The 22,077-nt window shown below is 37.2% G+C and carries 18 protein-coding genes; 8 read left to right on the forward strand and 10 right to left on the reverse strand.

The genetic code is table 11. The features are described from left to right. Positions 1–142 precede the first annotated feature (142 nt). A complete protein-coding gene (locus FC89_RS06570) occupies positions 143–952 on the forward strand; it encodes a DUF4931 domain-containing protein (RefSeq protein ID WP_057871752.1) in 810 nt (269 codons plus the stop codon). A gap of 452 nt (positions 953–1,404) precedes the next feature. Here the strand turns inward: FC89_RS06570 and gnd are convergent, their stop codons facing one another. Together gnd and FC89_RS06580 are read right to left on the reverse strand one after the other, a co-directional pair. After that, on the reverse strand, positions 1,405–2,301 hold the full coding sequence (gnd, locus tag FC89_RS06575) for a phosphogluconate dehydrogenase (NAD(+)-dependent, decarboxylating) (protein WP_057871753.1): 897 nt from the start codon (positions 2,299–2,301) through the stop codon (positions 1,405–1,407). 22 nt (positions 2,302–2,323) lie between these two features. Then, on the reverse strand, positions 2,324–3,862 hold the full coding sequence (locus tag FC89_RS06580) for a gluconokinase (RefSeq protein WP_057871754.1): 1,539 nt from the start codon (positions 3,860–3,862) through the stop codon (positions 2,324–2,326). Between the two features lie 145 nt (positions 3,863–4,007). Here FC89_RS06580 and FC89_RS06585 point away from each other — a divergent pair, with 145 nt between their 5' ends. Further along, the gene (locus FC89_RS06585; protein WP_057871755.1) at positions 4,008–4,853 is read left to right on the forward strand and encodes a MurR/RpiR family transcriptional regulator; all 846 of its coding nucleotides are present in this window, start codon (positions 4,008–4,010) and stop codon (positions 4,851–4,853) included. A gap of 88 nt (positions 4,854–4,941) precedes the next feature. On the opposite strand, the gene FC89_RS06590 is transcribed toward FC89_RS06585, so the two are convergent. Both FC89_RS06590 and FC89_RS06595 read right to left on the reverse strand, forming a co-directional pair. Next, positions 4,942–6,519, reverse strand: coding sequence for an alpha-L-rhamnosidase-related protein (locus FC89_RS06590; RefSeq protein ID WP_057871756.1), 1,578 nt, complete (start codon positions 6,517–6,519; stop codon positions 4,942–4,944). Positions 6,520–6,532: 13 nt separating this feature from the next. Then, positions 6,533–7,807: an MFS transporter gene (locus tag FC89_RS06595; protein ID WP_057871757.1), complete on the reverse strand. Its 1,275-nt coding sequence runs from the start codon at positions 7,805–7,807 to the stop codon at positions 6,533–6,535. Between the two features lie 205 nt (positions 7,808–8,012). On the opposite strand from FC89_RS06595, the gene FC89_RS06600 reads away from it, so the two are divergent. Beyond that, positions 8,013–8,963, forward strand: a complete 951-nt coding sequence (locus FC89_RS06600) for an AraC family transcriptional regulator (protein WP_235804392.1) — start codon at positions 8,013–8,015, stop codon at positions 8,961–8,963. 177 nt (positions 8,964–9,140) lie between these two features. Here the strand turns inward: FC89_RS06600 and budA are convergent, their stop codons facing one another. From budA to FC89_RS06630, 6 genes are all read right to left on the reverse strand, one after another. Next, positions 9,141–9,854, reverse strand: coding sequence for an acetolactate decarboxylase (gene budA / locus FC89_RS06605; RefSeq protein WP_057871758.1), 714 nt, complete (start codon positions 9,852–9,854; stop codon positions 9,141–9,143). An 88-nt stretch (positions 9,855–9,942) separates the two neighbouring features. Next, the gene (locus FC89_RS06610; protein WP_057871759.1) at positions 9,943–10,512 is read right to left on the reverse strand and encodes a DNA-3-methyladenine glycosylase I; all 570 of its coding nucleotides are present in this window, start codon (positions 10,510–10,512) and stop codon (positions 9,943–9,945) included. A gap of 24 nt (positions 10,513–10,536) precedes the next feature. Further along, the gene (locus FC89_RS06615) at positions 10,537–10,869 is read right to left on the reverse strand and encodes an ArsR/SmtB family transcription factor (RefSeq protein ID WP_057871942.1); all 333 of its coding nucleotides are present in this window, start codon (positions 10,867–10,869) and stop codon (positions 10,537–10,539) included. 21 nt (positions 10,870–10,890) lie between these two features. After that, positions 10,891–11,454: a cadmium resistance transporter gene (locus tag FC89_RS06620; protein ID WP_057871760.1), complete on the reverse strand. Its 564-nt coding sequence runs from the start codon at positions 11,452–11,454 to the stop codon at positions 10,891–10,893. A gap of 318 nt (positions 11,455–11,772) precedes the next feature. Next, positions 11,773–13,116 (reverse strand): MFS transporter, encoded by a 1,344-nt coding sequence (locus FC89_RS06625; protein ID WP_057871761.1) that lies wholly within the window; start codon positions 13,114–13,116, stop codon positions 11,773–11,775. An 11-nt stretch (positions 13,117–13,127) separates the two neighbouring features. After that, positions 13,128–13,571 carry a MarR family winged helix-turn-helix transcriptional regulator gene (locus tag FC89_RS06630; RefSeq protein ID WP_057871762.1) on the reverse strand — a complete coding sequence of 148 codons (444 nt, stop codon included), beginning with the start codon at positions 13,569–13,571 and terminating at the stop codon, positions 13,128–13,130. A 407-nt stretch (positions 13,572–13,978) separates the two neighbouring features. Between FC89_RS06630 and croR the strand changes: the two genes are divergently transcribed. From croR to FC89_RS06655, 5 genes are all read left to right on the forward strand, one after another. Next, the gene (gene croR, locus FC89_RS06635; RefSeq protein WP_057871763.1) at positions 13,979–14,668 is read left to right on the forward strand and encodes a response regulator transcription factor CroR; all 690 of its coding nucleotides are present in this window, start codon (positions 13,979–13,981) and stop codon (positions 14,666–14,668) included. Between the two features lie 19 nt (positions 14,669–14,687). Then, positions 14,688–15,845, forward strand: coding sequence for a sensor histidine kinase (locus FC89_RS06640; protein ID WP_057871764.1), 1,158 nt, complete (start codon positions 14,688–14,690; stop codon positions 15,843–15,845). 81 nt (positions 15,846–15,926) lie between these two features. Continuing rightward, complete coding sequence (locus tag FC89_RS06645) at positions 15,927–17,270, forward strand: serine hydrolase (RefSeq protein ID WP_057871765.1); 1,344 nt, start codon at positions 15,927–15,929, stop codon at positions 17,268–17,270. A gap of 167 nt (positions 17,271–17,437) precedes the next feature. Beyond that, the gene (locus FC89_RS06650; protein WP_057871766.1) at positions 17,438–17,935 is read left to right on the forward strand and encodes a DoxX family protein; all 498 of its coding nucleotides are present in this window, start codon (positions 17,438–17,440) and stop codon (positions 17,933–17,935) included. Positions 17,936–18,123: 188 nt separating this feature from the next. Beyond that, a complete protein-coding gene (locus FC89_RS06655) occupies positions 18,124–22,047 on the forward strand; it encodes an MMPL family transporter (RefSeq protein WP_057871767.1) in 3,924 nt (1,307 codons plus the stop codon). The last annotated feature ends 30 nt before the right edge of the window (positions 22,048–22,077 follow it).

A 22,077-nucleotide genomic window follows, 5' to 3' on the forward strand; every position in this document is an offset into this window, starting at 1 on the left:
TTTTTGAATAAGATGAACCATTTTTTCAAAATATAAGCATAAATTTGAATTTGTATTGCAACCAAAACAAGCCTACACTAGGCTTACTAGATAATAAGTTCTGTTACCATTGTTGAAATGAAAAGTGAAAGGAAACTATTTTATGAAACCAGATGTTTTAGTTTTTCAACCACAAATTGCCCGCCAAAAACCAGAAACGATTATTCATCAAGATCATCGGTGCCCCTTTTGCGATGTGGCGAATTTGGAAAAAGTTATTCGTCAAGAGGATGACCGGATATGGCTGGTTAATAAATACCGGACGTTAGCCAAAACATGGCAGACAGTAATTATTGAATCCGCAATTCATGATGGGGATATTTCCACTTACAAACGCGAACAGAATCGGGCAATTTTAAAATTTGCGCTTGCTGCTTGGCAGCAGACCCAAACAAGCGGTAAATATCGCAGTACGGCACTTTATAAAAATTATGGACCATTGTCAGGTGGCAGTTTGTCACATCCACATCTGCAAATTGTTGGTTTTGAAGAAGTAGATATTTATGCGCAGATCAAGCCGGAAAATTTGCAGGGAATAACAGTTGTTGCTAATCAGGCAGTCAGCTTGAATATCTCAACGCTGCCAATTATGGGATTTGTGGAATTTAATTTGTGCTTGCATGATTCTGCTCAGCTAGATGAGTTTGCAGATTGTTTACAGGTGGTAGTCCAGTATTTGTTGCGGGATTACTTTAATGGTAGATGTAATTCATATAATTTATTTTTCTATCCGGGACCACAGCAGCAGATAATCGCCAAGATAGTGCCTCGGTTTGTTGTTTCGCCTTATTTTGTCGGCTACAAGGTTTCACAAGTTAATGACATGCAACGGCTGATTGAAATTCGCCAAGAGTTGGCAACTAAAATTCAACAAGAGCTGCCGCAAGCCAAGCTGGAAAAACAGCGCAATTAAAATTTATTCTTTGAATCACCAAGTCAATTACATGTTTTGTTTTTCTACAATATGTATAGTTTTTGCTGGAAACGATGGGTAGGGATTTTAGCATATTTATAATTTAGACCGCAAAAAAACAGTCCAGCGAGATAATGTTTGCTTGCAACTACAATTTACTACCAACATTTATCTCTTCGATGCTAATTGATCCAGCTTCTGACTTTCATGGACTACATGTTAATCCAAAAAGCAATTACTGTTCAATTATCTCACTGGACTGCTAAAACATAAGGGAATTTCAAGCTCTAACCTCTTTTCTAACCGCTATCACGGTTTATTTTGCCAGACGATCACGTTTTAAATGATGCCCAGCAAGATTATAGGCTTTGCTATAATCCCTTACACTTCGTATTATAGCACATTATAAAACGGTTACAATAAATGTGCTTGCCATAAAATATAGTTTTGTTTTAATTTTTTTCCATGGCGTGACCGCCGAAACCATTACGCAAAGCAGCGACGACTTTACCGTTTAAAGTGTCTGCTTCTTCTGAGCGGTAGCGCATCATTAAAGCGGCACTGATAACGGGTGCCGGTACATGCAGCCTGATTGCTTCTTCACTGGTCCAAGCACCTTCGCCAGAAGAATGCATTATGCCTTTAATCTGGGATAACTGTGGGTCTTTGGCAAATTGTTGTTGTGCAAGTTCCATTAACCAACTGCGAATGACTGAACCATGATTCCAGACTTGGGCAACAGCAGCGTTATCGTAATTATAAGGTGATTTTTGTAAGATCTCGAAGCCTTCACCGATTGCTTGCATCATGCCATATTCAATTCCATTGTGGACCATTTTTAAATAGTGACCGGATCCAGTTGGACCAGTGTAGAGATAACCATTTGGAGCAGCAATTTTTTGAAACAATGGTTTGATCTGCGGGAAAATATTGGCTGGCCCGCCGATCATAAAGTTGCCATTGTGGCGAGCGCCAGCCATCCCACCAGAGGTACCAACATCAAAAAAATTAATATTAGCAGCGGCTAGTTCTTGACCATGACGAATTGAGTCGCGGTAAAAAGAGTTTCCACCGTCAATCACAATATCGTCAGCTGTCAGCAATACGGCTAATTGTTTAATGGTGGCTTCAGTTGGTTTACCAGCAGGTACCATAATCCAGATTATGCGCGGTTGTGGCAGCTTAGCAACTAATTCGGTTAAGCTGGTCGCAATTTGAGCACCATTTTTTTGAGCGGACATTCGAGCTGTAGGATTAAGATCAAAAGCGGTTACTTTAATCTGCTGTTCCAATAGGTTTTTAACTAAATTAAGTCCCATTTTGCCTAGTCCAATCATTCCAATATGCATAATAGTCATCCTTTCAAATTCTTTATTCAGCAAATTTATGCTGAAGTGCTGTTAAAGTAGCTGTTTCACGACTCAATTGTGGTTGTAGCCGTTGATAAATAGCAAATAATTCTGAATAGTGAAGTGCATTTGCCGAATTAGGCTGATAAGTTATAACCGTTCCGCTCATCGCAGCAGCACTTTTGCTTAGATCATTAGTTAAGCCCAAAGCTTTCATTCCGATTAAGACTGCTCCCAGACAGGAAGCTTCAATTTGTTCAGGGACTTGTACTGGGCAATTAAAAATATCGGCAATCAGTTGTCGTAAAAAAACGGATCTGGCAAACCCACCACTAAGAATTAAATGTTGTGGCTGACCCAAAGTCTGGCTGACAATTTCCCAAACGCTGCGAAGATTAAAAATAATACCTTCAACAACCGCACGAGCCATTTCTGGGCGACCATGCAATTGATTTAAACCGACAAAGCTTGCACGTACATCAGCATTCCACAAAGGTGCGCGTTCACCATTGAGATACGGAAAGAATAGCAGACCAGCAGCACCGATCGGAACAGTTTGAATTATTTTTAATAATTGCTGATAAGGATCTTGATGAGCTTGTTCAAAGGCTTGTTTTTCGTGATCAAATAATTTTTCTAAAGCCCAGCGTAAAACAATACCACCGTTGTTGACTGGACCACCGATTACCCATTGTTTTTTAGATACGGCGTAACAAAATAATCTTGCTTGCGGATCAAGGGCTGGATGGTCGCTTAAAATCCGAATGGCGGCTGAAGTTCCAATTGACAAAGCTGCTGTATCAGCATTAAGAGCATTGACACCTAGGTTGGCCAAGGCACCATCAAAAGCACCTTGAACAACGGGTGTAGCTTGAGGCCAATTTATTTTTATCGCCCAATTGGGATTCATTCCACTAAAGGTATGGTAACTATCAACCAGTGGCGGCAGCTGATTTTCAGTAATTGCAGCAATTTCTAAAATTTTTGGATCCCACTGTTGTTGCTGCAAATTGAACAAACCGGTCCCGCTGGCAACAGAAACGTCCATTTGCCACTGACCAAACAAACGCCACAATACATATTCCTTGATACCGCAAAAGTAAGCTGATCGTTTAAAAATTGTTGGCTGATTTTTCTTCAACCAGATTAACTTTGCCAATAATGACATCGGGTGCAATGGGGTACCAGTTCGCTGATAGAGTTGATCAGCAAAAGAACTTTTCCGCAAAGCAGCAGCAGCTGGAGCGGCTCGCGTGTCAGCCCAAGTGATTAAATTGGTTAGTGGCTGCCGCTTTTTATCCAAAGCAATTAAACTTTGATTGGCACTGGAAAAGCTTAATCCTGCTAATTTCAAGTGCTGTTGTTGAACTATTTGCAAAGCAGCTCGCAAACAGGTACTGACAGCTGTCAAAATTAACTCGGGATCTTCCTCAGCCATACCGGCAGTAGATTGTTTTAAGGGGTATGGCTGATTGAATTTTTTAATCGCGTGACCGTTAATTTGACACAACAATCCTTTGGTACTGGTAGTTCCAATATCAATTCCGAGCATGACTTTCATTTGCCCAGCTCCTTGTATTGTATAATTTAATGAAAAATTCAATCATAAAAATAACTATTATAATGACAATTATTTTCATTTCTATTATAATTGAATCAATTGGTAATGCAAGCGCTAAATTACTATAAATAAGCAGGTGAGGGTAATGGAAATCAAGATTCAAGCACGAATTAATCAACTGTACCCACAATTAGGCAGCAGTAGCCAGCGTCTAGCAGATTATCTTTTAAAGCAGCCGATTGCTGCCGCGGTTTCGGTAAATAAATTGGCAGCAGCTTGTCAGGTATCACCAGCGACTATCTCTCGTTTTGCTCGGACATTAGGCTTTAAAAATTTTTCACAACTTAAATGGGCGTTAATACATCAGGCTAAACAAACAGTTAATGGCAGCAGTGAAGTTAAACCGGCAGATTCACCACAGCAGGTTGCTCAAAAAGTACTGCAAGCCAATACTGATACATTGGCGCAAACTTTTGAATTGTTACAACCAACAGATTTAACTCGTGCAGTAAAATTAATTGTGCATGCTCAAAAAATTGGTTTCTTTGGCATGGGCGGCTCTAATATCGTTGCACAAGATGCTTATCATAAATTCTTACGAGTCCCATTAACCGTACTTTATGACAGTGAATACCATTTAGCTTTGATGCAGGCATCACGATTGACTAAAAACGATTGTGCTGTTTTGATCTCACATACCGGAAACAATCGGGATACATTGTTGTTGGCTGATGTTTTAAAAAAGCAGCAAGTGCCATTAATTGTAATTACGAGCACGCCGCATTCGCCGTTAACTCGAGCTGGGGATGTTTGTTTCTTTTCAATTGCTGAAGGATTGCATTTTAAATCGCGAGCTTTCTTTTCAATGACATCGCAATTGGCTATTACAGATTGCCTTTATTTGCTGACCGTTCAGCATTTTGGCTCACAAGCAGCTGATGTTTTTGAAGAGTTGCAACAAACTGTTGCTTTACGCCATCAGAGTAAATAAAAAAGCCTCTTTGAAAGGGGCTTCATATTTGTAAATTTAAAGAACACAAAAGAAAGTTAATATTAAGGTTAAATATCTTGCTACAGATTTAATTAAGATATTTTTGTAATAAATAAACCGGTGTGCAACTCCAAGCGTGACAATAACTGTTAACAATTGGGCTACCATATGGAGAATAGTTAGGGTTATCAGGGTCAAATGCTTCCCAGTATGTGTCTGCACCTAAATCAATCATTTTACCCCAGTAATTTTTCATTAGTTTAATAGCTTCATCCTTTAGATTCGCTTCAAAAAGTGCCTGAATAATGTGATGATACATATAAGGTGTTGCAATACCTTTTACCGGGAATAGTTTTTTTATTGCATTAATCATTATTTGTTGGTTAGTGTCGTCATTCATAACATGGGCTAGAACCATCCAAACTTGGCTGCTAATATTAAGTTCTTTATTACCACCGGAAACAAATAACTTTTGCTTAGCATCATATAATTTGGTTTTAGCATAGTTTTCTAAAAGTGTTAAAGTAGTTTTGTATTCTGTTAATGATGGGTCGTTAACCAGTTTAGCTAAATGAATTAGCTGCTTCAATGCATAAATCGTAATAGCTTGAGCTGAGGTTGTTTTGTCAAATTCATTGGACCAATCAACAAATACAGTATAATTTTCATCAGGGATCACTCGCCCTTCAGTATTGATAAATGGTAACATATACTGCCATTGGTGTTTGGCAATTGGATATAGATCATCCAAAACAGTTTGGTCGAATTCGTGGCGTTCCAAATCATCTAGTACGGAAATAAAGAATAAGGAGTAATCATACATAAATGTATCATCAGGCACATATTCTTGATCTGTAAATACATTAGCAGAAATACGATTATCTGTAGATGTCATTGCTCCAAACAAGTAAAGACATCGCTTTACAAGGCTGGTGTTATTAAAGGTGGCATAGTTGGTAAGTGCTTGTAAACGCAGATCGCCTAACCATAAGCGTCGATCTCGCTTAGGCCCATCTTCAAAAACATCTTGCATACAGTCGTGAAGGGTTGTAATACCAACGTTATAAATTGCTTTTAGCTTGGAATCGTTTGTATTCAATGGAGATACTATTGTTGAATCAGCTGAACTCTGAACAATTGCTTTGGCATTTGAAAATTTTACATGCCACTTTGGCGAAGTATCAATTATGGTAATTTGAACATAGCGAAAACTGTATCTTCTAGGTAGGTTAAAGTTAACTGGCAATCGATCAAGATGGGTGGTTTCTTCTTGAATCCAGGACTTACTTAACCAACCGTTATATTCGTTTGAATTATGCACTAATTCATTAGGCATTTCTGCAAATTTAATTTTAAAAGAAAGTGGTGCATCCATTGGTGAGCCAACATGCTCAATGTGGATACTAAATTTACCAACGCAATGCTGTCCAAAGTCTAGGATAACACTATCATTGCGAGCCATTTGTTGTTGAGATAGTTTGTCAGCATTTTCAACCACCTTTACACCGACTTTTTCCAACTTAGTAGTATCTTCTATAATTGAAACGAGTTTTTTCGCATCAACTTCTGTTCGATATATTTGGGGTTTATACTGGTCAGCTTTTTGAAGCAGTTTTTCGTTATGATTAAAAGTTACATCATTATTAATTTGAAATTTAAAGGACATTTGCCATCACTTCCTATTTTCTAATGTCATATTTGTTTTCTAAATGGACCATAGCCATTCCAGCGATAAAGGCAATGATAATCATTCCTGAGAATCCAAACATTGTAACTTTAATAACTGATTGTACAACTAAAGCTGGAGTGATAATAGCAAATAGTCCGCATAAGAATCTTGAAAAACCGCCAATAAATCCTTGTAATGAAGAACGAATTTCAATAGGAAATGCTTCTTGAGTCCAAACTTTATAAATAGCTTCACCGGCAACATTTGAACCAATGCTCATTACACCAATAGCAATGACAATTGGCCACAGTGCGTGACTTAAAATAGCAAGTGAGAACATTGAGATAAATTGGATTAACATTCCGAAAAAGAAGAATGTATTTCTGTATTGACCACCAGCGGCTTTAGCAAAAGCCATTGTAGCAAATAGTGAAACGAAGTTGAGGATTAGGCCTGCACCTGTAGCAAAGGTTTGACTAGCTTTAGCTTGAACCAACATGAATGTTTGAAACTGACCAAATGTATTTGCTAGCAGGTTCCAGCAAATATAAAATATCATGATACTTGCTAACATTTGTAGATACATCTTTTTATTATGACCTAACAGGGTGTTTTTGACAGAAACCTTTTCTTGATTTCCAGTTTGATTTTCGCGTTCAATGCGTCGCTGTTCACCTGCAGTATGAAAGGTGCGGAACTTGTGTGAGAATGTTCGCCATGCCCAAATGATAAGTGCGAAAATTGCTAAACATGTAAACACAATACGGGCACCGGTAGCTCCTGATAGTTTAGAAACAATAAAGGCAGCACCATAAGAGGCAAAAACCCCCACTTGCCAAAAAATTTGAGTTGATGCAATCAGCTTTGATGAAGTTTTATCATCGGGTGCATCATGCGATATCATCGTCAAACTAATTGGCAAATCTAGTCCTGAAGTAAAGCCGGTCCAAATAGCACCAATCAATAACGTAATATAGTTAGGAGCAAAAACACAGATGAATGCGCCAATTGCATAGAAGAGGTTCATCCAATTAAATGAGCGAACTAAGCCAAATGTTTTTGTTGTCCAACCTGCTAACATTGAGCCAATAGCGATTGCAAAAGTCAAGGCACCAGAAATTACCCCAACTTGTCCATTTGATAAGTGAAGCCCGACTTGCCATACAGTGATTGTTGCGGACATACCAACAATGATACCCGATCCTAACACTGACCCCAGTCCTGCTGCGATAGCTAATGGCTGATATTTTTTAACTAAGTTACTTTCAGTTTGTGTATTAATCATCATCTTTTCCTCCTTGAGTTCTTCTAAATTATAACAGCCGTTGTTATCGCTTTCAGTATCACCTCAACTCATAATGGGTTGCGAAAACACAGATTGTAAGTATACTTATAACTAATAAATAATTAAAAAAGGAGGGGAAAATAAAACGCTACCTAAAAGTATAGAAGACGAATTATTCAAGATTACATCAGTGGAGCAAGAACAATTGGCTGGTAAACGCCATATTCAAGATGTTCCTATTACTGACTCAATCAATAAAATCATCAAAGCCATGCCTTTGTGGGATTTCTTTGATTATGGGAGTATTGCGGTCACGCGATCAAATCGTTTTTCTTATATTCCCGCTCACACCCATAGTTTTATTGAAATTAACTATGTATATAGTGGTAAGAGTATTCAGTATATTGATGATAAAAAAGTTACTTTAAAGACTGGTCAGGCGGTAATTATGGATCGGAGTGTGCAACAACGAATTGATTATGCTGGAGAAGACGATATTCTAATTAATATTTTGATTCGCGATGATGATAAAATTAGGCAATTGCTCCATAATGAAAACTTAGTAACAAATTCTTTGACACGTTTTCTTTTTAATGCTAGCCAGCCTAATTTCAATCATGATAATTATCTTATTTTTGATTTTAACAATTCGCCTATAACACTACGAACAACTGAAAATTTGATTATCCAAGGTTGGAAAAACAATGGGACTAACAAGAGCAACCGATTACTTAATTTGCTGATGCAGACTTGGTTAATAGTAGCAAGTGAGAATATTATTTTTCAGAAAACAAACTATGTAGATGCTCATCAAGACTTGATGATTCAAGTGGCCAATTATCTCAATACTCATTATCAAGATATCAGCTTAAAATCATTGGCGCGTCATTTTGGGTATAGCGCCAACTATCTTGGCGATAAAATCAATAAAGAGACAGGACACAGTTTTAAGCAATTATTGCAAATGCGTCGGTTGAATATTGCTTGTAATTTAATACAGCAAACTAATTTTTCTATGCGTGAAATTAGTGAATACATCGGATATGATAACCACTCATCGCTATTTAGACTTTTTAAAAGCAATCTTGGAGTAAGTCCTAGTGAATACAGAGAACGTATTATACGTCCACGACAATTGGATTTAAAATCTGAATAGTGTTAGTGTGGATGTAATTTTTTGAATGTTGAACTAGTAAAGGATAGTGCTTATTTTAAATATATGTATAATAATTTCGATGCTTTAATTTTAAAATGCCTATATAAAATAAAAAAAGATGATAAGCTATGAACTCTTATTTAGAGCATCGTAGCTTGTCATCTTTTTCAGCAATAGTTATTCAGCTTTTGAAATAGCTGAAGCGATATCTTCATCTTTGTCAAAATCGTGTTCCATGAATTCTGCATTATTTACAGGGAAATGTTGCTCTAAGGTATCAAAAACTTGTTTTTCTAAAGTCCCTTGTTTGATTTGAAAATCAAGAATATGTCCACCAATTGATAAATCATCAGCAATAAAATGGTTATGAAAACCAGCAACGGCTGCTCCATGAAATAATTTCGGTGAATAGTAGCTCAGTAAAGTACCTTTAACATCATGAGCCTCAAAAATACTTTGCTTTTTAGCAGTTGCAGCCAAAGTATCAAACGGCTTAGTTGATTTGACAACAGCTCGGGTCTTCATGTAGCTGAAAGTTCCTTTAACAAGAATTGAAAAGAAGGTATTGCAATTTGGTTTGCCTTCAAGGCTGGCATTTTCAAAAGCAGCTGAATCAGCATCAGACAAAGTTCCGATTTTTTGATAGTCAGCAAAATGCGAGTTGGCAAATGGTAAAGTGAAATCATCTTTTAATAAGTTAGCTTTGCCAAAACTGTCAAATTGATATGGTTTGCCATCAACAATTACAACTTCTCCGTTTAAACCCTCACCAGTACCGATTCCGGTATCTCCATGAGCCATCAGTTCTTTTAATGTCAGCGTTCCGGTCAGTAGTCCTGGAACCAGTAAAGCCAAAGTCCCATGCTGATAGAGTACGTTTGTGTTTTTCACGCTTATTACCTCCAAAATCAACTTTTAGTTCTATTAAGAAGCATACCACATTGTTGGAATTTGTGGTGTGCAATGTAAGTCTTTAAGCTTATTTGACTGCTAAAAAGCAATCAGCCTGGTGATCGTTGACTAGTCCGGCAGCTTGCATAAAAGAGTAAACAACTACCGGACCGGTAAATTTAAAGCCGGCTTTTTTTAAAGTTTGACTGATTTGAATAGCACTAGTGTCAGTTGCTGGAACCGCAGCGGCTGTTTGATAATGATGAATGATTGGTTGATAATCAATCATTTGCCATAAGTAATTATTAAAAGTTTGGCCTGAACGATTCAAATCGGCGACGATCCGAGCATTATTGATAATTGCTGATAGCTTGGCTTGGTTGCGAACAATGGCTGAATTGTTCAACAATTGCGGCAACTGTGGCTCCATTGATTGAACTTGATAAAAATCAAAATCTGCCAAAGCTTGGCGAAAGGCTGATCGCTTTTTTAGAATTGTCTGCCAACTTAAACCAGCCTGCATAATTTCTAAAGAAAGCAGTTCGAATAAGTGCTGATCGTTGTGACAAGGTCGGCCCCATTCATGATCGTGGTAGCTTTGAAGCAAATGATCAGCCGATTCTGCCCAGCTGCAGCGCTTTAATTGCGTTTTTTGCAACGAAATCCAACCCCTTTTAACTTCTTATTCACCATGGCGTTTTCCACGGATAACATGATCAGCGTGTGCCAAGGTTTCATTAACAATGTCTAAAATATGCGGATCATCAAGTCGGTAGTAATTAGATTTTCCTTGACGTTGTGCTGAAACTAACTGATGCTGACGTAAAATAGCTAATTGATGAGAAACTGCTGATTGCTCTAATTCCAGAATTTGTCCTAATTCACTGACATTCAGCGGTTGCTGTTCAAGTAATTGCAACATTTGCAGTCGAATTGGATTACTTAAAAGTTTGAAAATACGTTGAGCTTCTTGTAAATGTTGTTGTTCAATCAAATTAAGCTTGTTCGTTGTGATAATCAATGCCTCCTGATCAGTTTAAAAAAGCTGCAGTATGTGATGGATCAGACCACTGTCCCAAAAAACATAAAATCCAATTACAATATAGCAGATTTTCATGAGCTTGTCCCCATGAGCCTCGATGAAAGTGGAGACTGCTGGTAAATCAGCTAACAAATGAATCAGCCAAACAGCTAATAATGATAAAGCTCCAATAAATACCAGTGTGATTAAGAAACTGTTAAAAGTTTGTCCAACAAGTACTGGAAGGAAAATTGCAAGATTACAACCGGCGCACACAGAAAGATAGGTAACAAAGACATTCAATACAGGGGAATGAACCTGCTTATCTCCGTCATCGTCATCATCATCGTGAAAGGCGAGATAAATCGGCAGAATTCCCAAAATTCCTAGTAGCCATTCTGGCAAAAAGGTAGCAAGCGCCTGACCAATAAAATAACTGGCGCTTAGTAAAACTAGATTACCCAGCAGATAACCGAACATTACTTGTCGTAATTGGTATTTTTTCAATAAGAAAATCAGCATAAAGAAAAAATCCAAGTTAACGCTGATAAAAGTTAGTCCTAAGATCCAAAAGTTCATTATTAAGTTCCTCCTAGCATGCAAATGTGTTCATATGATATATATTTCATATGAACTTTACATCATATATAATACACGCTAGAAAAAAATTTGCAATTTATAAATGAGTTGTAGGAAAAAATGGTTGACTGATTTAAAATCTGATTGGAGATCAGAACTTCTGTAAAGTACTAAATAATTTCGATTTTTAAACTTTAATAATATAAAAGCTGCCTATTCTTGATGAGAATAGGCAGTTTTTTGAGCTGTATATGTGACTAATAAAACTGAGTTAAAAACAAATCCATAAATTGGTAATATTTATGATTCAGCAATTTATTAATTACTCTTTTTGAATGCTGTCCAAATGAGACCAAGGTCTGCGAAAAGTAGAATCAAGGTAAAGATCAGTCCATTATGAAATCCGGCATTTTGACTGCTGGCAGATGCGGCAACGATAGTAGAAATGATTGCTGTACCAGCAGCACCAGCAAATTGCTGAAAAGTATTGAGCAAGGCGTTTCCGTCCGCTTGAAGTTGCAAGGAGAGTTGTTGTAAGCCATGTGTCATGATTCCTGGCATGCTTAGTGATTGTCCAGCGGCAAACAAGGCAAATATAGCTGCAATTGAAGGAATCGTTAGGTGATTGAAGAAGATTGCAAATAACAAAACGGCGATAAGCTGCAATGAGATACCACTGATAACTGGTCGCTTAGCTCCTAAATGGTCTAACAGACTCCCGCCAAAGGGTGTTAATAAAGCTCCAAGCAAAGCTCCTGGGGCCATAGCAATTCCTGCTTGTAAGGAAGAACGATGGAAGGCCAACTGAATCAAGTTTGGAATTAAAAATGAAAGTCCTAAGACAACAAATTGTCCAATGAAATAGCTGCTTAAATGCAAGTTGAAATTAAGATTTTTTAAACTACTCCAGTTAAGAATCGGTGTAGTGGTTTTGCGATAATGAAATAACATTATTACAAAGAAAACGACTGCCAGTAGTAAGTAAATAATGAAATCAATTAAACTAGTACTTAGAAAGTTGAAGGCGGTAATCAAGAAGGCAAACGTGGCTGCCGTTGTTAGCCAACCCCAAAAGTCGAATTTAATTGCCTTTTTCGGTTGCTGATTGTCAAGTGACCAACAGCCAACTAATAAGGCCACCAAGATTAGTGGAATCATTAAAATAAAAATCATGCGCCAGCCCCAAGAATCAGTTAAAAGGCCACCGTAAATTGGACCAAATGCCGGAGCAGTTGCAGTTACAAAATTGCCTAGTCCCATCAATAAGCCCAATTTGTTAGCTGGGGCTTTTTCTAAGATAATATTAAACATTAAGGGTAAGCTGATGCCGGTCCCGATACCTTGAAAAGCTCTTCCAAGAATCAATAAAATTAAGTTGGTGGCTGCTGCATCAATAATTATTCCCAGCAAAAAGAAACAAACGGCACTGATAAAAAGCTTTTTTGAGGAAAAACGCTTTTTTAGGAAAGCCGATAAAGGAATCATAGCGGTTAAAACTAATAAATAAGCCGTTGTTACCCATTGAATCTGTGATAAAGAAACGTTGAATAATTTCATTAACTGTGGAAAAGTAACGTTCATGGCGGTCTCAATTACCACTCCACCAAAAGATAAAATACCAGTTGCAAAAATAGCTGCTGGAAGTTTGTAATTTTTTTGCAAATTAATTTCTCCTATTCATGTGATTTTAGATTTCGGCTTAAACGCCGAGTTAAAGTTGAAAAGTTTTCTAGTTGTTTAGCAGTCATGCCGGCTGTTAGACAATTTTCAAGTTCACTGATTGAATTATCGACAGCTTCAGCTTTTTGAAGGCTGGCAGTCGTCAGTAATACTTGTTTGCGTCGATGATCATTTGTTGATTGTTTAAGCAAAACTAGTTTGCCTTTTTGCATTCGAGCCAATAATTCACTGATTGTTGATTTTCCAAAACCAAATGCCTGTTGAAGATCAGATGGGAAGATTTCTTCTTGTTGATGATCGTACAGATAACTGAGAATCCATTGCTGGGTCTCAGGAATATCAATTAATTCAGTTTTAGCAATTTGACGATGGGCAGCTCGATTTAAATGGTTTGCCAATTGTTTGATTTGAAATCCAATTGTTTGCTGGATATCCATAGCGATAAACACTCCTTTTACAATTCATTCGGTAGACAAAGCGGGACTTATGAAGGTTAGGCAGTAGGCGTTACAGCAGAGTGGCACAGGTAAATGCACTGTTTGCTGATTAATTGCTAAATATAGTTCGCATACGAACTATATTAATAAAAATTAGACTAAAAGTCAATTTTAGTGTAATTAATCAACTAGATTGCGGCAAATAACTTATTAATTTAAAAAATATTAAACTAATCATAGTGAAATGCTTGATTTTAACCAATTCTTTAGATACGATAACGATGGAGTTTGTTACAATAATGTTATAAAGTGCAGCAGGCAATTATCTAAATTAGCCGCACGGTGCTTGGTGGAATTTGTTGAACGAAGCATGGAGAGAGTCATAATTAATTAAGGAGCAAACTTATATGAAAATTTTAGTAGTCGATGATGATAAAGATATTGTAGAATTACTTAGTATTTACATTAAAAATGAAGGTTATGAAGTTGAAAAAGCGTATAACGGCAAGGAAGCTTTAACCAAGTTGAATACTCATCCAGATACTTCACTGATGATTTTAGATATTATGATGCCGCAAATGGACGGAATTGAAGTTTTGAAGGAAGTTCGTAAGGACTCTCAAATTCCGGTTTTGCTATTATCAGCTAAGACTGGGGATTTGGATAAGATTCAGGGATTAATTCAAGGTGCCGATGACTACGTTACTAAACCATTTAATCCATTAGAGGTAATGGCGCGTGTAAAATCATTATTGCGCCGGTCGCAGCATAACGTTACCAATGATGTGCCTGATACTTTAGAAGTCGGACCATTGATCATCAATAAAGATTCGCATGAAGTTAAGACAACTGATGGTAATTCGATTCAATTAACAGCACTTGAATTTGGTATTTTGTACCTTTTGTCTAGTCACCCGAATCGAGTTTTCTCAGCCGATGAAATTTTTGAGCGGGTTTGGCAACAAGAGTCGGTGGTTTCAGCTAAGACGGTAATGGTTCATGTCAGTCACTTGCGCGATAAGATTGAAGCAGCTACGAATGGTGAAAAAGTCATTCAAACGGTTTGGGGTGTCGGTTATAAAGTAGAAGTTCGTTAATTATGGAGATGATAGCTAAGTGAAATTAACTGCGCGAGAAAAAAGCGAGTTATTTGGCGAAGGCGTCGTCACGGTTATTTTATTGATGCTCCTCAATCTATCAGTTTATGTTTTGTTGGATCAGATGATCGAATCTAATCCACAGTTGGCTAATGGTATTTTTCAAATTAAGATGTCACTGTCATTTGGCCCCAATCACATTCGTTTTTGGAGCTGGGGCTGGTTGCTTATTTGTGTTATGATCTTGATCGATGTCTTTGTGGTTTACTGGCGGTTAATGCGCCGCTATCGGCAAATGCAGTTGCAGCATGTAATTGCGGAGTTGCATTATATTGCTAATGGACATCTTAATCATCGGATTTCATTTCAACTTCCGGGAGAAATGCAGCGGGTGGTTATCAGTATCAACGCGTTGGTTGATAGCGCGCTTACTGCAATGGATGAAGAACGGCAGATTGAGCACTCAAAAGATGAATTGATTACTAATGTTAGTCATGATATACGGACACCGTTAACTTCGATTATCGGTTATTTAGGTCTGATTGAAGACAAACAATATCATTCACAAGCAGAACTTTTGAAGTATACACATACAGCTTTTTTAAAGGCGAGACAAATGAAAACTTTAGCAGATGATTTATTTGAATATACTAAGGTTCGTCAGTCAACGACGCCATTGAATTTGTCAACGATTGATCTGAAACAGTTGTTGGAACAATTGGCGGTTTCATTTGAGCTTGAATCACACAAAAAACAGATGATTATTTCAACTGATTTTGAAACTAATCAGTTGAAAATGGAAGCAGATTCACAAAAATTAGTGCGCGTCTTTAATAATTTGATTACTAATGCATTTAAATATGGTGTTGATGGCAGCAAATTAGTTTTAAGTGCTCGGCATACCTCAAAAACAATGATCGAAGTGGTGGTTGCTAATGATGGCAAACCCATTCCAAAAGAATCGTTAAATAAATTATTTGATCGTTTTTATCGAGTTGAAAGTTCTCGTTCGAAAGAAACGGGTGGTAGCGGTTTGGGGCTGGCGATTGCGCAGAGTATTGTTGAGCTGCATCATGGAAAAATTCATGCAGAATCAGATAAAAATTGGACTAAATTCATTATTGAATTACCAGTTAGTCAAAAGACTGAAAATTCAGTAAAAAGAGTAATAAAATAGGCGGATTAGCCGTTGTCAGACTAGTCTTTTTTCGCTATGCTAGAATAGATTGTTTTAAATGAAGTGAAGGGATCGAAAAAAATGGTATTTGGTAAGGCAAAAAAGTTTTTGATAGGTTTAGTAACGGCAACTACAGCTTTTGCAACGATTGCAACGGCAGGAACAGCTGCTACACAGGCGAAGGCAGCAACAGTTAATGATACTCCGGCTGCTGGTTTGAAATTAGATGTTAAGGCAGCAATTGCGGTCGATGCTAAGACGGGACAAATTATTTATAGTAAGAATGCAAATCAGCCATTGGCAATTGCATCTATGTCGAAATTGATTTCAATTTACTTAGTTTTGCAGGCTATTAAACAAGGAAAATTATCTTGGAATGAAAAAGTTCCAGTTGATGAAGCATCATATAAGGTTAGTCAAAATACGTCGTTGTCAAATGTTCCTTTGTTAAAGGGGCATAAATATACTGTTAAGCAACTTTATCAGGCTAGTTTGATTTATTCTGCTAACGGTGCAGTTATGACCTTAGGTAATGCCGTTGCAGGTTCTCAAAAAGCTTTTGTTGATCAAATGCGAGCTCAGTTGAAAAAATGGGGCATCAATGATGGTGAAATTTATACAACTGCTGGGTTACCTAACAGCGATGTGGGCAGTGCCAAGTATCCTGGTGCAGCTAATGATGCCGAAAATAAACTTTCAGCGGTTGATATGGCAACTGTTGCCAGCAAGTTGTTGAAAGCTTATCCAGAAGTGTTACAGACTACCAGCATCACACGAATGAAATTTAATAATGGAACAACTGAAACGCAAATGGAAAATTGGAATTGGATGTTAAAAGGGTTGGCAAAATCGTATACTGAATTACCAGTTGATGGTTTGAAGACAGGAACATCTGATTCTGCCGGTGCTGATTTTACTGGTACTGTTCATAAAGATGGTCACCGAATTATTACAGTAGTTTTAGGAGCCCAGCATAAAAACGATCAAGACCCTTCACGCTTTATACAGACACAGAAGTTAATGTCTTATGTCTATAATAATTTTACTTATACTAAAATTAATGCTGGCAAGAGTTCCAAGGGTGCTGATTCATTGCCGGTTTATCATGGCAAACAGTTAACTGCTCAAGCAGTGACTGGCAAAAATAGTGATGTTTGGATTAAACGTGGTTTGACAGTCAGCAACTTACAAGTTAAATTAAGCGGCAATCATAAGCTCTATAAAAAAGGTGGTTTAGCAGCCCCAATTGCTAAGAACAAACAAATTGGTACATTGGATTTGACGATTAAAGGCCAAAAGCTGCAATATTTAAATGGTGCTACCAGCTTGAAGTTGCCAGCAACTAACCCACAGGCTATTCAAAAGGCTAATATTTTTGTAATTATGGGTCGAGCAATTAAGAATTTCTTCACAAATATTTTTTAAATTAAAGATTATCTTTAAAACAGCAATCAGAACAATGATTGCTGTTTTTTTGTTTGGCAAGGGATTTGCAGCTAAAAAGTAAGTGAAAATGGTTGACACCTGTCATCTATGCGTTAGAATTAAATTGTGAAATAATTCATAATATTATTCAATGGGAAGTGTTGATCATGGTAAAATGGTTACGCAAATCTAAAAGCGCAATGGTAATTCTGACAATTATTCGAATTTGGTTAGGTTACCTGTGGGCAATGGATGGCTTTGGAAAAATTTCTGGTGGCTTTAGTGCCAAAGGCTTTGTCGGAATGGCAATTAAGAATCCGGTTATGACCCCAGAAAAGACACAAGCGTTTGGTTGGTATACAGATTTTTTGAGGGATCTTGTTATGCCACATATTTCATTATTTAGTACATTGGTTGCTTGGGGAGAATTATTAGTTGGTTTAGGACTGATCTTTGGAACCCTAACTACAGCTGCCGCTTTCTTTGGGATGATGATGAACTTCTTTTATTTAATGGCGGGAACCGTTTCGGTTAACCCTATGTATATTTTCTGGGAGATCTTCATTCTGGTGGCTGGTTTTAATGCTGGTAAGATCGGTTTAGATCGCTGGGTAATTCCGTTCTTGCGTGAAAAGCTTCCGTTTTTAAAAAAATTAGTTGAGTAGATAACAATAATCAGTAAATTTAAGTAAATATAAGTGATAAAAGCATAAATATAAGTGCTTTTATTGCTTTTTTTTTGGAAAAAATGATTTTTTTCAGTTTACTTTTCTTTAATAAGTGTTAATATAGATTTAATTTAGTATCGTGGATAACAACTATCGATATTACATGGCAAATTGGAGGAATTGAAATGATTGATAAAGTATTGGGAAGCAAAAAGCAGTATCTTTCCCAAGCGCTTATATGGCTCGTGCTATTGATCGCATCACTGATTATGATGCCTGATATTAGCAATTTGGTTCGAGAAAATGGTGGTACTCGTTTACCGAGTACTGTAACAAGTCAAGTGGCTGATCGAATTCAAAACGGTTGGGGAAAGAAACAAAGTAATACACGCCAGATTGACGTGGTGTTCAGTAACCACAACCATAAATTAACAGCAGCACAAAATCGGCAGATCAAGCAGACAATCAGCAAATTGAAAGAACACCAAAAGTATTATTCAATTAAATCGATGCTGACGGCAGAAGATAACAGTGCTGCAAAAAAGCAATTGCTGTCTAAAGATAAAACAACGCAATTGATTCAACTATCTGTTTCAAAAAAAGAAACAGTTTCTCAAGTCGAAAGTAAACTTCAAAATGCTATTAAGACACCACGGGTAAGTTCTTACTTAACTGGTGGAGATATTTTAAATAATGACTTTACAACTCAAACTGAAGAAGGAATAAAAAAGACAGAAGGCATTGCGATTGTCTTTATTTTAATTGTTTTAATTTTGATTTTTAGATCACCGGTTGTTCCATTTGTATCACTTTTATCAGTTGGGGTTTCATTTTTAATTTCGTTGAGTTTGGTTATGAATTTAGTCAAAAATGCTAATTTTCCAGTTTCAAATTTTACGCAAGTATTTATGGTTATCGTAATGTTTGGGATTGGAACTGACTATAATATTTTGCTCTTTGATCAATTTAAAGAAGAACTTTCACATGGATTAAGTCCGCTAGCAGCTACCAGAAATGCCTTGAAAATTGCTGGCAGGACGATTTTATTCAGTGGTTCATCAGTATTGATCGGTTTCGCAACTTTAGGATTAGCTAACTTTTCGGTTTATCGTTCAGCCGTTGGAGTCGCAGTTGGTGTGGCCGTCTTACTGGTTGTAATTTTGACCTTGAATCCTTTTTTTATGGCAATTCTAGGGAAAAAGGCATTTTGGCCATCAAGTGATTTTTCTGGTGGAGCGCGCAGTAAAACATGGCAGTCACTAGCTCACAATTCAATTTTGCATCCGTTACTTTCTTTGCTGGTTACTTTAATAGTGTTGATTCCTTTTGCGGCAACTTCGCAAAATCAGCTGAACTATGATACAACTGCTGAATTGGACAGTTCTTTACCATCAATGATTGGGTTTCGGACAGTACAAAAGCATTTTTCAAAAGGAACAGCTGAACCAACAACTATTTACATTAAAAGTAATCACCGATTGGATAATGAAAAGTCAATGAAGGAAATTGACCAAGTAACCAATCAACTAAAACAGGTCAAGGGAGTCGGAAAAGTTTTATCGGTTACGCAACCAAGCGGAACCAAGGTTAAAAAACTCTACGTTAATAATCAGATGAGTTCAGTTACCAGTGGTTTAGCGGAAGCACAAGACGGGTTAAACAAAGTTGAGTCTGGTTTAAAAAAGGGCAAGGAAAAGATTGATGCGACCAACATTAATGGTGGAGTACAAGATGCCCAAAAATTAGCTACTGGTTCTGAAAAATTAGCTAGTGGATTGGCTGAATATAATGAAGGAATTAATAAGGCAACCGGTGGAACAACCACTTTAAAAAACGGACTTTATTCATATACGAGTGGTGTCACTAAAATTAACAATGGATTGCAGACATTAAATGGTAGTACAGGAACACTGGCTAACGGTGTAAGTACTTTAGCTAATGGATCTAATTCTTTAACAAATGGGTTGAATACTTATACAAACGGCGTAGGAACACTATCAACTGGGTTGAATCAGCTTTCCAGCAATTCTTCCAGTTTAAACTTGGGAATAAATAAATTAGCACAATCTACATCACAATTACCAACAGCTGCTGCCGGTTTTTATGTCCTGAATAGTACTTTAGCAGCTGATATAGGAACAATAAATTCTAACTTGCAACAAAGTAGTGGCAGTATTCAGAAAATGTCGAGCTTTATATCGAACAATCAAAGTTCAATTCAAAGTCTAACAGCATTAGGCAATCAAGCGAATAGTATAAATAATGAGCTTAACCAAATGGAGTCGCTGTTAACGCAAATTAATACTGCTAAATCCAGTCTTTCAAGTTTAAATACTGATTTATCGAAATTAGGAGAAAATTCTGTTGAAATTCAACAATTAGCCAAAAGCATATCTGACAGTGATTCAAATTTGAATTCTGATGAAAAAGCCAAACTTGAAAAGATTCAAAATTTGGCGGGAACTTCTGGTGGTAACTTAGCTCTGTTGAATAATCTTAAAAGCTCATTATCACCACTTATCAGTACTCTAGATGGCATTGATACTACTAAACTGACAGGACAAATGAAAAATATGTCGCAGTTATTAGGTCAATTAAGCAGTTTATCGGGTTCATTAAATGATTTGAAATCTAATGATATTACTAGTGAGTTGGCACAATATGAATTGTTGGTTAAGAAGATGCCGGCAATTTATAGCTTGGCTTCGGAAACAGCCAGCAAAGCGGCAACCTTTAACAACGTTGTCAACTCAAGCAGTCCAGCAATTGACAGTTCGAGAATGACTTCTTCGGCTAATATTCAAAATGAAATAAATAATATTGCCGGAAATTCAACTTTGAGTTCACAAGTTTCAAAATTAGTCAATGGAATAAATAGCTATACCGCCGGGGCTGATCAAGCTGCTGCCGGGGCGAATAAATTAAGTGGAAATAGTCAAGCGCTAAATTCTGGAGCGGCACAAATGGCTAATGGGTTAAGCACATTGAATGGGAAAGTACCTTCATTAGTGTCAGGTGTCAGCCAGCTAGCTAGTGGCAGTCGTCAATTAACCAGCAATAACAGCCAGCTGAATAATGGAGCAAATCAACTTTCTTCGGCGATGGCACTGTTGAATTCAAGTACAGGAACTTTGGTTAATGGATCACAACAAGTTGCTAGCGGCAATCAGCAAATGGCTGGGTCACTTGCTTCGTTAGGTTCACAGGTCGGCACCCTTTCGAACGGACTGGGAACGGCTGCAACTGGTTTAGATAAACTGAATTCTGGTACGGGAGATATGAAGAGTTATCTAACCAAATTGAAAGCATCAAGTGCGGCTAAGACTTTCTATATACCTAAGAAATCAATTCATGGGAAACAATTTAATCAATCACTGGGTACTTACCTATCAGATGATCGGAAGTCGGCTCAAATTATTGTTATTTTAAATGAGGATCCTGCTTCTAGGGCTGCAATGAATAAAGTGGACCAGATTAAAAATGAAGTTAACAATAATCTGAAGGGAACAGCATTGAAAAACTCAACTGTTGCTTTAGGTGGTCAAACATCATTTACAAATGATGTCCAAAAGACGGCCTCAAGTGACTTCGTGAGAACCGCAATAATAATGGTTGTCGGCATTTTAATTGCATTAATGTTGATTACGCGATCAATTTTGCAACCATTCTACATTATTGGGACCTTGGTTTTAGCATATGCTGCATCCTTAAGTTTAACGCGACTGTTAGGCAAATATATTTTGAATCAACCAATGCTGACATGGAACACACCATTCTTTACCTTTATAATGCTGATCGCATTGGGAGTTGATTATAGTATCTTCTTGATGATGAAATATCGCAGTCCAGAGTTTAAAGATCAGATACCTTCAACAAGAATTGTTGAAGCAGCAGCTTTGATTGGAGCAGTTGTTCTTTCCGCAGCAGTTATTTTATGTGGAACATTTGCAGCTCTGATTCCATCTGGAATATTGACGTTGATTCAAGTAGCGTTAGGTGTCATTATCGGATTAATAATCTTGGTAATCATCATTCCAATCATTATTCCAAGTGCCATTAAATTGACTTATCCATTGCTAGATAAGTTGCATGAGCACGACCAATCTTAAAAAAATACGAATAATTTAAAGTGACTTACT

The organism is Liquorilactobacillus ghanensis DSM 18630 (genome assembly GCF_001435235.1).
Taxonomy (GTDB): Bacteria; Bacillota; Bacilli; order Lactobacillales; family Lactobacillaceae; genus Liquorilactobacillus; species Liquorilactobacillus ghanensis.

What these genes read in the sequence shown, in the direction of transcription:
- FC89_RS06630 (WP_057871762.1), bottom strand. Translation starts at nt 13,571, where the DNA reads ATGGATATCCAGCAAACAATTGGATTTCAAATCAAACAATTGGCAAAC.
- FC89_RS06650 (WP_057871766.1), top strand. Translation starts at nt 17,438, where the DNA reads ATGGTAAAATGGTTACGCAAATCTAAAAGCGCAATGGTAATTCTGACA.
- FC89_RS06645 (WP_057871765.1), top strand. Translation starts at nt 15,927, where the DNA reads ATGGTATTTGGTAAGGCAAAAAAGTTTTTGATAGGTTTAGTAACGGCA.
- gnd (WP_057871753.1), bottom strand. Translation starts at nt 2,301, where the DNA reads ATGCATATTGGAATGATTGGACTAGGCAAAATGGGACTTAATTTAGTT.
- FC89_RS06655 (WP_057871767.1), top strand. Translation starts at nt 18,124, where the DNA reads ATGATTGATAAAGTATTGGGAAGCAAAAAGCAGTATCTTTCCCAAGCG.
- FC89_RS06590 (WP_057871756.1), bottom strand. Translation starts at nt 6,519, where the DNA reads ATGTCCTTTAAATTTCAAATTAATAATGATGTAACTTTTAATCATAAC.
- FC89_RS06595 (WP_057871757.1), bottom strand. Translation starts at nt 7,807, where the DNA reads ATGATTAATACACAAACTGAAAGTAACTTAGTTAAAAAATATCAGCCA.
- FC89_RS06570 (WP_057871752.1), top strand. Translation starts at nt 143, where the DNA reads ATGAAACCAGATGTTTTAGTTTTTCAACCACAAATTGCCCGCCAAAAA.
- FC89_RS06620 (WP_057871760.1), bottom strand. Translation starts at nt 11,454, where the DNA reads ATGAACTTTTGGATCTTAGGACTAACTTTTATCAGCGTTAACTTGGAT.
- FC89_RS06585 (WP_057871755.1), top strand. Translation starts at nt 4,008, where the DNA reads ATGGAAATCAAGATTCAAGCACGAATTAATCAACTGTACCCACAATTA.
- FC89_RS06580 (WP_057871754.1), bottom strand. Translation starts at nt 3,862, where the DNA reads ATGAAAGTCATGCTCGGAATTGATATTGGAACTACCAGTACCAAAGGA.
- croR (WP_057871763.1), top strand. Translation starts at nt 13,979, where the DNA reads ATGAAAATTTTAGTAGTCGATGATGATAAAGATATTGTAGAATTACTT.